9 protein-coding genes are annotated in these 12,405 nt (G+C 60.4%); 7 read left to right on the top strand and 2 right to left on the bottom strand.

From position 1 onward, the window contains the following. The first annotated feature begins 37 nt into the window (after nucleotides 1-37). From JOE33_RS05295 to JOE33_RS05315, 5 genes are all read left to right on the top strand, one after another. The gene (locus tag JOE33_RS05295) at nucleotides 38-646 is read left to right on the top strand and encodes a TetR/AcrR family transcriptional regulator (RefSeq protein ID WP_187625683.1); all 609 of its coding nucleotides are present in this window, start codon (nucleotides 38-40) and stop codon (nucleotides 644-646) included. Nucleotides 647-997: 351 nt separating this feature from the next. After that, nucleotides 998-2,629 carry a methyl-accepting chemotaxis protein gene (locus JOE33_RS05300; RefSeq protein WP_096243272.1) on the top strand — a complete coding sequence of 544 codons (1,632 nt, stop codon included), beginning with the start codon at nucleotides 998-1,000 and terminating at the stop codon, nucleotides 2,627-2,629. A 107-nt stretch (nucleotides 2,630-2,736) separates the two neighbouring features. Then, nucleotides 2,737-3,558, top strand: coding sequence for an aldo/keto reductase (locus tag JOE33_RS05305; RefSeq protein WP_010429680.1), 822 nt, complete (start codon nucleotides 2,737-2,739; stop codon nucleotides 3,556-3,558). Between the two features lie 171 nt (nucleotides 3,559-3,729). Next, nucleotides 3,730-4,749 (top strand): transporter, encoded by a 1,020-nt coding sequence (locus JOE33_RS05310; RefSeq protein ID WP_003315246.1) that lies wholly within the window; start codon nucleotides 3,730-3,732, stop codon nucleotides 4,747-4,749. 125 nt (nucleotides 4,750-4,874) lie between these two features. Continuing rightward, nucleotides 4,875-6,491, top strand: a complete 1,617-nt coding sequence (locus JOE33_RS05315) for an inorganic phosphate transporter (protein ID WP_032612024.1) — start codon at nucleotides 4,875-4,877, stop codon at nucleotides 6,489-6,491. Nucleotides 6,492-7,024: 533 nt separating this feature from the next. Here JOE33_RS05315 and JOE33_RS05320 read toward each other — a convergent pair. Next, nucleotides 7,025-8,182 (bottom strand): HlyD family secretion protein, encoded by a 1,158-nt coding sequence (locus tag JOE33_RS05320; protein WP_096139988.1) that lies wholly within the window; start codon nucleotides 8,180-8,182, stop codon nucleotides 7,025-7,027. Next, nucleotides 8,179-9,858 carry an MFS transporter gene (locus JOE33_RS05325; RefSeq protein WP_010434368.1) on the bottom strand — a complete coding sequence of 560 codons (1,680 nt, stop codon included), beginning with the start codon at nucleotides 9,856-9,858 and terminating at the stop codon, nucleotides 8,179-8,181. The genes JOE33_RS05320 and JOE33_RS05325 overlap by 4 nt, the downstream gene beginning before the upstream one ends. Before the next feature lie 277 nt (nucleotides 9,859-10,135). On the opposite strand from JOE33_RS05325, the gene JOE33_RS05330 reads away from it, so the two are divergent. Both JOE33_RS05330 and JOE33_RS05335 read left to right on the top strand, forming a co-directional pair. Continuing rightward, nucleotides 10,136-11,233 carry an enoyl-CoA hydratase/isomerase family protein gene (locus JOE33_RS05330; RefSeq protein ID WP_187625684.1) on the top strand — a complete coding sequence of 366 codons (1,098 nt, stop codon included), beginning with the start codon at nucleotides 10,136-10,138 and terminating at the stop codon, nucleotides 11,231-11,233. A gap of 3 nt (nucleotides 11,234-11,236) precedes the next feature. Continuing rightward, the gene (locus JOE33_RS05335) at nucleotides 11,237-12,388 is read left to right on the top strand and encodes an acyl-CoA dehydrogenase family protein (protein WP_032612029.1); all 1,152 of its coding nucleotides are present in this window, start codon (nucleotides 11,237-11,239) and stop codon (nucleotides 12,386-12,388) included. The last annotated feature ends 17 nt before the right edge of the window (nucleotides 12,389-12,405 follow it).

The following is a 12,405-nucleotide window of genomic DNA, read 5'->3' on the forward strand; positions in this document are numbered from 1 at the left end:
TGCGCGACCGCCATGCAGGCAAGGGAATAACCGGGTCATGAGCAGTATCCGCGAGCGCAACAAAGAACTCATCCTGCGCGCTGCCAGCGAGGAATTCGCCGACAAAGGCTTCGCCGCCAGCAAGACCAGCGATATCGCGGCCAAGGCCGGTGTCCCCAAGCCCAACGTCTATTACTACTTCAAGTCCAAGGAAAACCTCTATCGCGAGGTGCTGGAAAGCATCATCGAGCCCATTCTGCGTGCGTCGACGCCCTTCAATCCCGAAGGCGTACCTGCCGAAGTCCTGAGCCGCTATATCCGTTCGAAAATCCAGATTTCCCGCGACCTGCCCTTCGCCTCGAAAGTGTTCGCCAGCGAGATCATGCATGGCGCTCCGCACCTGACAGCGCAGCAGATCGAACAGCTTAACGACCAGGCCCGGCACAACATCGAATGCATCCAGGCCTGGATCGACAGCGGACAGATCGCCCCGCTCGATCCTCACCACCTGATGTTCACCATCTGGGCCGCGACCCAGACCTATGCCGATTTCGACTGGCAGATCGCAACGGTCACCGGCAAGGCAAAACTGCAGGACACTGATTACGAGGCGGCAACCCGGACCATCCTCAGGCTGGTGCTCAAAGGCTGCGAGCCGGACCGCTGAACCCACCCGGATTTCCTGCAGACGCAAAAAACCCGCCGAAGCGGGTGGTTTTGCAACATGACCATTCCGACATCCTGTCAGTAGCCTCCTGGCAATGGTCGATCGTCCCTGATCACTGCGGCGTTCCTTCGCTGCAGCTGTTGAATTGGATCCTACATTCACCGAGGGTCAGTCGATAGAGCCAATCGCGCCTGTTGCTGTAAGCCTTTTGCCATACCCGTGTACGCCGCTAAAAAATGTGACCGACCGCTCATGTTTGGACGTGACGCGCCGAGATGCTTGAAAGACCCTGAATCGCGCGCCGCGCGAGCCAAAGTCATCAGAAGAAAAATAATGCAAGGGATGCCGATCATGAGTATGCGCAGTTTGTCCATCAGTCGCCGTCTGTGGCTGATTCTTGTGGTTTCAGTGCTGATGCTCTTTGTCCTCTCGGCGACACTGCTCAGACAGCTGCATACCGACCTGTATCAGGCCAAGGCCGAGAAAACCATGCATGTGGTGCAGACGGCCAGCGGCATCCTGTCGTTTTATCAGGGGCTTGAAGCCGCGGGCGGCATGACCCGCGAGGCTGCGCAACAGCAAGCCTTGAAAGAGATAAAGAGCCTGCGTTACAGCCAGAGCGACTACTTCTGGATCAACGACCTGCGCCCGGTGATGATCATGCACCCCACCAACCCCAAACTTGAAGGTCAGGATCTGTCGACCATCAAGGACCCGGACGGCTTTGCGGTGTTCAACGAAATGGTCACGCTGGTCAAAGCCAAGGGTGCCGGCATGGTGAATTACCGCTGGCCCAAGCCCGGTGCCAGCGAGCCGGTGAAAAAGACTTCTTACGTGCAGCTGTTTCAGCCATGGGGCTGGATTCTGGGGTCCGGCGTATACGTGGATGACGTGGCGGCAGAGTTCAAGACGCAGCTGTGGAATGCCGGGATGTTCATCGCCGGCATCGTGCTGGTCATGGTCTTGCTGCTGGTGATGATCGTGCGCAGCATTGTGCGCCCACTCAGAGCGGCCGTCGGGGCAATGGCGAATATCGCCAGTGGCGAGAGTGATCTGACCCGCACGCTGGAAACCCACGGCAAGGATGAAATCACTGAGCTGGGTACGCACTTCAACGCCTTTGTCGCCAAGCTGCGCAATGTCGTCGGTCAGTTGCAGCACTCGGCCGTGGCGCTGGGCCAGGCGTCGACTGATCTGGGCAGCGACGCCGAACAGGCGCAGAACCGCAGCGAGAAACAGTCGCAGCAAATGGACCTGGTTGCCACGGCGGTCAACGAAGTGACCTACGGTGTGCAGGATGTAGCCAAGAACGCTGAGCATGCCGCCAGCGAAATGCGCGCTGCCGAGTCGCAGGCGCAACAGGGCCAAATCAATATCGATAACAGCCTGCGCCAGATCGAACACCTCTCCAGCACCATCGGTCAGGCCGTGGAAGTGATGCAGAGTCTGGCCAGCGAGAGCACGCAGATCGGCAGCGTACTGGAAGTGATCAGTTCGATTGCCGAGCAGACCAACCTGCTGGCGCTGAACGCTGCCATCGAGGCGGCGCGCGCCGGTGAACAGGGCCGAGGCTTTGCCGTGGTGGCCGACGAGGTGCGTCTGCTGGCCCAGCGCACGCAGAAGTCGACCGCAGAAATCCAGTCAATGATCGAACGCCTGCAAAAGCATTCCGATGCCGCGGTCAGGGTAATCGGTGACAGCAGCCGCTCCTCGCAGTTGACCATAGAGCAGGCCAATCAGGCCGGCCAGAGCCTGACCTCCATCAGTCAGGCGCTGCGCAACCTCAACAGCCTGAATGCTTCCATTGCCAGCGCCACCCTGCAGCAGACGCACGTGGTGGATGACATCAACCAGAACGTTACCCAGGCCGCGCAACTGTCCCAGAGCACCGCACTGGCCGCCGAGCAATCGACCTCGGCCAGCCTGCACCTGCGAGGGTTGAGCGAAGAGTTGAACACCTTGTTGAAGCAGTTCCGGGTGTAAATCTGCAGTGCGATTGGCGGGCGCAGGGAACCTCGTGCGCCTCTTGTTGCCTGAGACCTGCTTATTCAACCGCTCATTCAGCTGCTTATTTATTTGCAGGGGGTCACATGCGCACACTGGAGCTGGCAGGCAGAACCGTACCAGTGCTGGGTCAGGGCACCTGGCACATGGGTGAAAAAGGGCATCAGCGCTCGGCAGAAATCGCCGGCCTGTGCCTCGGTATCGAACAGGGCCTGACCTTGATCGACACCGCCGAGATGTACGCCGATGGCGCTGCCGAGGAAATTGTCGGGCAAGCCATTGCCGGACAGCGGGACAAGGTATTCGTGGTCAGCAAGGTCTACCCGCACAACGCCAGCCACGCCGGTATTCCGACCGCGTGCGAGGCCAGCCTGCGGCGAATGAACACCGATTACATCGACCTGTACTTGCTTCATTGGCCCGGTCAGTACCCGCTGACCGAGACGGTCGAGGCGTTCGAACGTCTGCGTGAAGCGGGCAAAATCGGCGCCTGGGGTGTTTCCAACTTTGATGTGCCGGACATGATCGAGCTCAACAACCCGCGTTGTGCCACCAATCAGGTGCTCTACAACCCGGAGCAACGCGGCATCGAGTTCGACCTGATGCTGTGGAGCGCGGACCGTCATCTGCCATTGATGGCGTACTGCCCGATCGGCCAGGCTGGCGATCTTCTCTACCACCCTGCCCTGCACGAAATCGCCAAACGCCACGATGCAACACCGGCGCAGATTTCCCTGGCGTGGGTGCTGCGTCAGGACAACATGATCGCCATTCCCAAGGCGACCAACCCGGAACACATTCGTCTGAACATCGCTGCCGAGCAGATTCGCCTGACCGAGCGCGATCTGGCCGATATCGATCTGGCATGGCCCGCGCCCACTCGCAAGGTGCCGCTGGCGATGGTCTGACCGCTGTCGATGCTGTAGCGAGCTGTCAATTGACTGAACGGCTGCACACGCAGCCGCTTCCCGCTATGACAGATGACACACCCGGTAACAAGCTGTCACAAATATGAAATAACGCCTTGTCATCATGCGGCCTTCGCCTCCCTGCCCGGGCCAGGCCGCACGTGGACAGCCATGAACCACAGTATCGCGCACCATCATCAAGACTCCGACCTTTTCGGTCTGCTCTACGGCTTTCGTTTTCGCCACGGTGAAAGTGGCCAGGAAATCGGGTCAGCCGCCGCGCTGGATTACCTGCAAAACCCTCCCGAAGAGAACGACTTCATCTGGCTGCACCTGAACCTCTCGCACGCGGCCTGCGAGCGCTGGATGAAAACCCAGCTGGATCTTCCGGAAGAATTTTTCGAAGCATTGCACGAGGGCTCGCGCTCGACGCGGATCGAGCACGTGGACGCCACGTTGATGGCAGTGGTCAACGATGTTGTGTTCGACTTCAACAGACTCTCGACTGACATCTCCACCTTGTGGGTCTGTGCCCGCCAGCGTTTGCTGGTCACCGCCCGGCTGCAGCCGCTGCGCTCGGTGGACAAGCTGCGCTCGGCGGTCAAGCGCGGCGAACAATTCGACTCACCGCTGGAGCTCCTCGCCCACCTGCTGAGCGACCAGGGCGAAGTGCTGACGCAGTTCCTGCGCAAGACCAGCGTCAACGTCGACCGTATTGAAGACCAGTTGCTTTCGCAACGACTGAGCAATAATCGCTCCGAACTCGGCGCCATGCGCCGCGTGCTGGTACGTCTGCAACGCCTGCTGGCGCTGGAACCCGGCTCGTTGATGCGCCTGTTGCATAAACCTCCGCAATGGCTGCGCGAGCAGGATGTCCAGGCGTTGCGTCAGTCCATCGAAGAATCCTCGCTGGTGATCAACGACCTTACCGCGCTGGGCGAGCGCATCAAACTGTTGCAGGAAGAAATTGCCGCCAACCTCAACGAACAGAGCAGCAGAACCCTGTTTACCCTGACCGTGGTAACTGTTCTGGCATTGCCGATCAACATCGTCGCCGGCTTTTTCGGCATGAACGTGGGGGGCGTGCCGCTGGCGTCTGACCCTGAAGGTTTCTGGATTTTGGTGGCACTGGTCGCGACCTTCACCTTGGTCGCCGGGCGCTGGGCATTCCGCAAGCGCGGCGATTACTGAATCAGCAGCCGTACACGCCGGTTGTCAGAAAACCGGCGCAAAAGCGCAATCAATTGTTACATGTCTCACCGCTGTCACATTTTGCAATGACCATGTCAATATTCTTTCAATCCAGGATTGCGAACATGGCTACAAACGCACTGTCTCCGGACGCTCTCGGCAAGGCGAGCCTGTCAGCGAGTCAATTCGGTCGCAAGCCCAGCCGAATGACCATGATACTTTTCTTCACCATACTTATCGCAGGCTTGCTGTTCACCGGCTACAGCCTCAAACAGGACGTAGACGACATGGGCACGGTGGTCACCACCTGGACCCCGTTCGTGCTGTTGGGTGTGGCGTTGTTGATCGCGCTGGGATTCGAATTCGTCAACGGCTTTCATGACACGGCCAACGCGGTCGCGACAGTAATCTACACCCACTCCCTGCCGCCCGGCTTTGCAGTGGTCTGGTCGGGTTTTTTCAATTTCCTCGGCGTGATGTTTTCCAGTGGCGCGGTGGCGTTCGGCATCATCGCTTTGCTGCCGGTGGAACTGATTCTGCAAACCGGCTCATCGGCAGGCTTCGCGATGATCTTCGCGCTGTTGATCGCGGCGATCATCTGGAACCTGGGCACCTGGTGGCTGGGCCTGCCGGCGTCCTCGTCGCATACACTGATCGGCTCGATCATCGGGGTCGGCATCGCCAACGCCCTGATGCACGGTCGCGACGGCACCAGCGGTGTTGACTGGTCGCAGGCCACCAAGATCGGCTATTCACTGCTGCTTTCGCCACTGGTAGGTTTCGGCTGTGCAGCGTTGCTGTTGCTGGCCATGCGCATGTTCATCAAGAACCGCGCGCTGTACAAGGCTCCAGAAGGCAATGCGCCGCCACCGCTGTGGATTCGCGCCATGCTGATTGTGACCTGCACCGGCGTGTCGTTTGCGCATGGCTCCAACGACGGGCAGAAAGGCATGGGCCTGATCATGCTGATTCTGGTCGGCACCCTGCCGATGGCTTATGCGCTGAACCGCACCATGCCCGCCGAACAGGCTACCCAGTTCGCTGCCGTGGCTGAAGTAACCCAACAGGCGTTGATCCGCAGCGTCCCTCAACCGGCCCCCGGGGATGCGCGCAAGACGCTGTCGGATTACCTGGTCAGCAAGGAGGCGAGCCCTGAACTGATCCCTGCGCTGGCGGTGATGGCTGGCAAGATCGGCGATCAGGTCGCCAGCTACGGATCGCTCTCGAAAGTGCCTGCCGAAGCGGTGACCAACGTGCGTAACGACATGTACCTGACTTCGGAAACCATCCGGTTGATGGAAAAAAACAAGGTCGGCGATTTCGACGCGGACACCAAGACCAAGCTTGAAGCGTTCAAGGGGCAGATCGACAGCGCCACGCGGTTCATTCCGACCTGGGTCAAGATTGTCGTGGCCATCGCCCTGGGGCTGGGCACGATGGTTGGCTGGAAGCGTATCGTGGTGACCGTGGGCGAGCGCATCGGCAAGACGCACATGACTTACGCCCAGGGCGCGTCGGCAGAGGTCGTGGCGATGTTCACGATCGGCGCGGCGGACATGTATGGGCTGCCGGTATCCACTACCCATGTGCTGTCGTCCGGCGTGGCCGGTTCGATGGTCGCCAATGGCTCGGGGCTGCAAATGCGTACCCTGCGCAATCTGGCCACGGCCTGGGTGCTGACCCTGCCAGCGGCGATCCTCTTGTCCGGTTCGTTGTATTGGGTGTTCAGCAAGCTGTTCTGATGCCTGTGCATCCGCCCCCCGTTGACTATCGTGCCGACGCTCCGCGTCGGCATGCCGTTCGTGACGCTCTGCATCAACAATCTCTGATGCGAAAACAATGCTATGACTTACCCACCCTCCGCTGCCAATGAAGTGCTTTTCAACCGCGACGGCACTGACGACGCAGAGTGCGACGTAAGTGACGGCTGAGTCCTGGCGCTGATCCGGGGGTAGCCTGGCAGGACGCCAGGCTAGCCGCACCGGGCCATGGATGGCCCGTTGCGGCGCCCCCCGGATCAGTGACAGGGCGAAGGAACCCGACGAAGTCGGGCCGGAAACGGAGCGAAAGGCTTTGGTTACTTTGGCCTCATCAAAGTAACTCGCCGAGGGGCGAAAAGATGACCTGAGTCGAACGCCAACTCACCTGATGTCACAGAACCGCTGTGTGACGCAGAGCGTCATGAACTGCATGCCGACGCGGAGCGTCGGCACGATAGTAAGCTTATATCAGATCAGAGCCGGCCAGCGTCCAGCATCAGCGATCGTCCAGAGGCTCAGCGCACAGCCGGGTCAGGCGGCACATCGCCGTCCGCACTGGTGTCGATGCTCACGACCACCGACATCCCTGGCCGCAGGTGCTCAAGCATGGGCTGATCGGCATCGACCACGATGCGTACCGGAATGCGCTGGGAAATCTTCACGAAGTTGCCGGTGGCGTTGTCGGCGGGCAACAGGCTGAATTCCGAGCCCGCGGCGGGCGAAATTCTTTGTACGTGGCCGTGCATCTCATGGCCGTCGAGCGCATCGACGGTAAAGCTCACCGGCTGGCCCAGGCGCACGTTGGCCATCTGGGTTTCTTTCATGTTCGCCACGATCCAGCGCTGCTCGGGCACCAGCGCCATCAATTGCGCGCCTGAATTGACATAGGCACCAAGACGTACGCCAATCTGCCCCAACTGCCCGTCGCGCGGGGCGACGATACGGGTGTTGTCCAGGTCGATGCGCGCCAGTTCGATAGCCGCTTGCGCATTGGCGACCGAGGCTTCCAGCGAGCCACGGTTGACGATGACTGTCTGCAGGTCTTCACGGGCGATCTGCAAGACTGCCCTGGCTTCGGCAACGGCGGCATTTGCCTGCGCATCGGCAGCACGCGTGACATCGAGCTCGCTTTTCGAAACCGAACCGTCGGTCACCAGAGCCTGATTGCGCCGCAGATCGGCAGCGCTCTTGCGGCTCTGGGCGATGCTGTTCTGCAGTTCGGCCTGGCGCTGGCCGATGGTTGCCTCGGCACTGCGCCGTTGTTGCAGATTGTTGGCCAGCGAGGCCTTCTGCACAGCCAGTTGGGCATTGGCCTGATCCAGGCGCTGACGATAGATACGGTCATCCAGACGCACGAGCAAATCACCGGCCTTGACGAACTGGAAGTCCTGCACCGGCACTTCATAGACATACCCGCTCAGCTGCGGTCCGATCAGCGTGGTCTGGCCCTTGACCTGCGCGTTCTCGGTGCTCTCGATCGGGCTGGCAAACGGCGGCAGTTGCCAGGCATACAACACCACCAGCACCCCGGCCAAGGCGACGGCGCCGAAAATCACGGAAGACACGACGCGCTTGCGGGTCGAGCGCGGCTTGCTGGTCACCGGGGACGTCAACGGTGCAGGTGGCAGAGAACTGCGGGGGGCTTCGGTATCTGGGGTCTTGGATTCGGTCATGAAGATTTAACGCCGGAGTTGGATACGGTGGGCGAAGCAGCAGGTGCAACGGGTGCCAGCGCCAGAGGTTGAGTAGTCATTTTCAGCCACAGGACCCGGGCTGAAATCCAGATCATGGTCAGCACCGCAATCAGCGCGATCAGCATGAACACATCGTTGTAGGCCAGCACGTTGGCTTCCCGGGTCGCTGCAGTAGCCATCGCGCGGATACCCTGACTGTTGCGCAACGCCGGGTCGGCGATCACCGAGCTGTAACTGGCGCTGTAGCTCTGCAGTCGCGCCTGCACCAGCGGGTCGATGAGGGTCAGGTGTTCAACGACGTGGCTGGAATGAAACTTCTCGCGCACCACTTGAAAGGTGCCCAACGCAGCAGACCCGATCAGCCCGCCGATGTTCTGAGTGATCCCGAACAACACCGAAAAGCTGACCATGTTACGCGGGTTCGCCAACACCCCGCTGATCCCCAGTACCAGGGTGGGCCCAAGGAAGAACGTGCCGCCGAACGCCAACAGAAACTGGCTGAGGTACATGTTCGATTGGCGGGTCAGGTTGGTGGAATGACTGTCCATCCAGGCACCGATTGCCATCATCGCCAGGGAGATCAGCAAGGGTTTGATCAGATGCGCAGGGTTGATGGTCAGCGCGCTGACCGCCAGCCCCGAAACGCTGCCGAGCAACATCACCAGATACAAGGTATGCAACTGCTGACTGCCCATGTTCAGTGCCTGAAGAAAACCGACAGCGCCGACCGACTGTTCGGATAGCACCACACGAAACAGGATAACGGCCAGGCCCAGACGCAGAATCGCCCCACTGCCCAGCCAGCGAGTGATCAGCAACGGATTGCTGCGGTTATGCTCGATGGCCAGTCCGGCGCAGATCAGCGCAATCGATGCCGCTGAGGCGATACCAATCCACTGCGCTTCCAGCCACCATTCGATACGCCCCAACGACAGCACCGCACAGAACAGTGCGAAGCCGGTGGCCAGCAGGCCAAAGGTCAGGAAGTCGAGCTTCTCGAACGCTTTGAAACGATCGCCCGGCGGCAGTTTGAGCATCAGCACGCAGCCCAGCGAAAGCAACGCCATGCCCAGTTCGAACAGATACAAGCCACGCCATTGGGCAATCTGCAGCAAGTCTTCCGACACCAGCCGGGCCAGCGGCGTTGCCAGCTGGGCGGTGCCAATCCCCAATACCAGGGCCTTGAGCCGCCACTTCTGCGGGAAGGCCTGAATCATGTAATACAGCCCGAGGGTGCTGAGCGCAGCGCCGACCATACCGTGTGCCGCCCGTACAGCGATGGCCGAATCGATGTCGTTGACGAACAGGTGCGCCAGCGTCACCAGCGCGTACAGCACCAGAAACAGCTCGGTGAACGCGCGTAGACCGAACTGCTGGCGAAACTTCACCAGCAGCAGATTCATCGACACGTTGGTCATGATGTAGGCCGCTGGCAGCCAGGCGATGTCCTGCGAGGTCGCCCCAAGCGCGCCCTGCAGATACGGCAGGTTGGCGACCACCAGCGCATTGCCGAGGCCGCCAGTCAGCGCAACGATCACCCCCACGACGGCAAAAGCCCAACGCCGCGCAGTCGAATGCAGCGGCGTCGACGGCGAGCCGGGCATGGTCGGACGCTCATGGGCAGCCCACTCGCGCGGGGCATACTTATCGCTCATAAATGGCTGGCACGGGGACTTTCATGGGGTACACCTGAGGAATTCCCTTTTGTGACATTAATGACAGTCATAATACTCATCCGCCAGGCAATGATTCGCGTCGGTCATTCCGATACAGCGACGCTCAGACACCCGCGAATGCGCTAAAACAGTGGATATCTGAAACTTCAGACTATGCTTAAACGCAGTTTTGCTTTGCACATTTGCGCTGCTAGGATCTTCTGCGACGCTCGAAAGCTCGAATAAGAAAAAAGCGTAACCGAACAAGGAGTTCAGAATGAGTTCACAGGTTTCATCCGCCCGCCCGGTTCGACCATCCGCCAGCCGGGATTCGATCGTTATCGACGTGCGTAACCACATCGGACACTTGACCCTCAATCGTCCGGAAGGCCTGAACGCAATCGATCTGGACATGGTCCGCACACTTCGCCAGCAACTTGACCGCTGGGCCGACGACCCCTCGGTTCATGCAGTGGTCCTGCGTGGCGCAGGCGACAAGGCGTTCTGCGCCGGTGGCGATATCCGTTCGCTGTATGAAAGCCACAAGAACGGCCAGGATCTGCACTCTACATTTTTTGCCGAAGAGTACGAGCTGGACCTGGTCATTCACCGTTACCGCAAGCCGGTACTGGCCCTCATGGATGGTCTGGTGCTGGGCGGCGGCATGGGGCTGGTCCAGGGCGCCGACCTGCGCGTAGTCACCGAGCGCAGTCGCCTCGGCATGCCCGAAGTCGCCATTGGTTATTTCCCTGATGTCGGCGGCAGTTATTTTCTCTCGCGGCTGCCCGGCGAACTGGGTACCTGGCTGGGCGTGACCGGGTCACAGATCGGTGCCGCCGATGCGCTGTACTGCGGCCTTGCCAACTGGTCCATGAACAGCGAACTGCTGCCGCGCCTCGATCATATGCTCGATCATCTGAAGTGGAAGTCGACCCCACTCAAGGACCTGCAGGGTGCACTGGCCAAGCTGGCGACTCAGCGTCTGCCCTCCCCGCCGCTGGAAGCACTGCGCCACGCCATCGACCACTTTTTTGGCTTGCCGGATATCCCCAGCATGCTCGAACAACTGCAACAGGTGGTCATCGGCGACACCCGTGAGTGGGCGCTGGACACCGTCAGTCGAATGAAAGCTCACTCGCCGCTGGGCATGGCCGTAACCCTGGAGATGCTGCGCCGCGGTCGTCATCTGCCGCTGCAGGCCTGCTTCGCCATGGAGTTGCATCTGGACCGCCAATGGTTCGAACGCGGTGACCTGATCGAGGGCATACGCGCGCTGATCATCGATAAAGACAAGAAGCCGCAATGGAAACACGCCAGCGCGCAGGACGTCAGTGCCGCGCAGGTGCAGAGTTTCTTCAGCGGTCTGGAGAATTGAGCCGTGCACGACCTTGAATTGACTGAAGAGCAGGTAATGATTCGCGACATGGCGCGCGACTTCGCGCGCAATGAAATCGCTCCGTATGCCCAGGCCTGGGAAAAAGCCGGCTGGATCGATGACGCGCTGGTCGCCAAGCTCGGTGAGCTGGGCCTGCTCGGCATGGTGGTGCCGGAGCAATGGGGTGGCACCTACATCGATTACGTCGCCTACGCCTTGGCGGTTGAGGAAATCTCTGCCGCCGACGCTGCCACCGGCACGCTGATGAGTGTTCACAGCTCGGTGGGCTGCGGGCCGGTTCTCAACTACGGGACCGACGAGCAGAAGCATGCCTGGCTGGAAAAACTGGCCACAGGCCGGGCCATCGGCTGTTTTTGTCTGACCGAACCGCATGCAGGTTCTGAAGCCCACAATCTGCGGACCCGTGCCGAGTTGCAGGGCGATGAGTGGGTGATCAACGGCGCCAAGCAGTTCGTCAGCAATGGCAAACGGGCACAACTGGCTATCGTGTTTGCCGTGACCGACCCGTCGCTCGGCAAAAAGGGCCTGTCAGCCTTTCTGGTGCCGACCGAGAACCCCGGTTTCGTGGTGGATCGCAGCGAGCACAAGATGGGCATCCGCGCATCGGACACCTGCGCAGTCACCTTGAATAACTGCCGAATCCCGGCTGCGAATCTGCTGGGTGAGCGTGGCAAGGGCCTGTCTATCGCCCTCTCCAACCTGGAAGGCGGCCGCATCGGCATCGCCGCGCAGGCACTGGGCATCGCCCGCGCCGCCTTCGAAGCAGCCCTGGCGTATGCGCGGGAACGCGTGCAGTTCGACAAACCGATCATCGAACATCAAAGCATTGCCAATCTGCTGGCCGACATGCACACCCGCATCAACGCCGCGCGCCTGCTGACCCTGCACGCTGCGCGGCTGCGCAGCGCCGGGCAAGCGTGCCTGTCGGAAGCGTCTCAAGCCAAGCTGTTCGCCTCTGAAATGGCCGAGTGGGTGTGCTCCAAGGCGATCCAGATTCATGGCGGCTATGGCTACCTGGAGGACTATCCGGTCGAGCGTTACTACCGGGACGCGCGCATCACTCAGATATACGAAGGCTCCAGCGAGATCCAGCGCCTGCTGATCGCCCGGGAACTGCGTCATTATCTGGTCTGACGCAGAAGCCGCGCGAT

The organism is Pseudomonas sp. PvP027 (assembly GCF_017833005.1).
Lineage (GTDB): Bacteria > Pseudomonadota > Gammaproteobacteria > Pseudomonadales > Pseudomonadaceae > Aquipseudomonas > Aquipseudomonas congelans.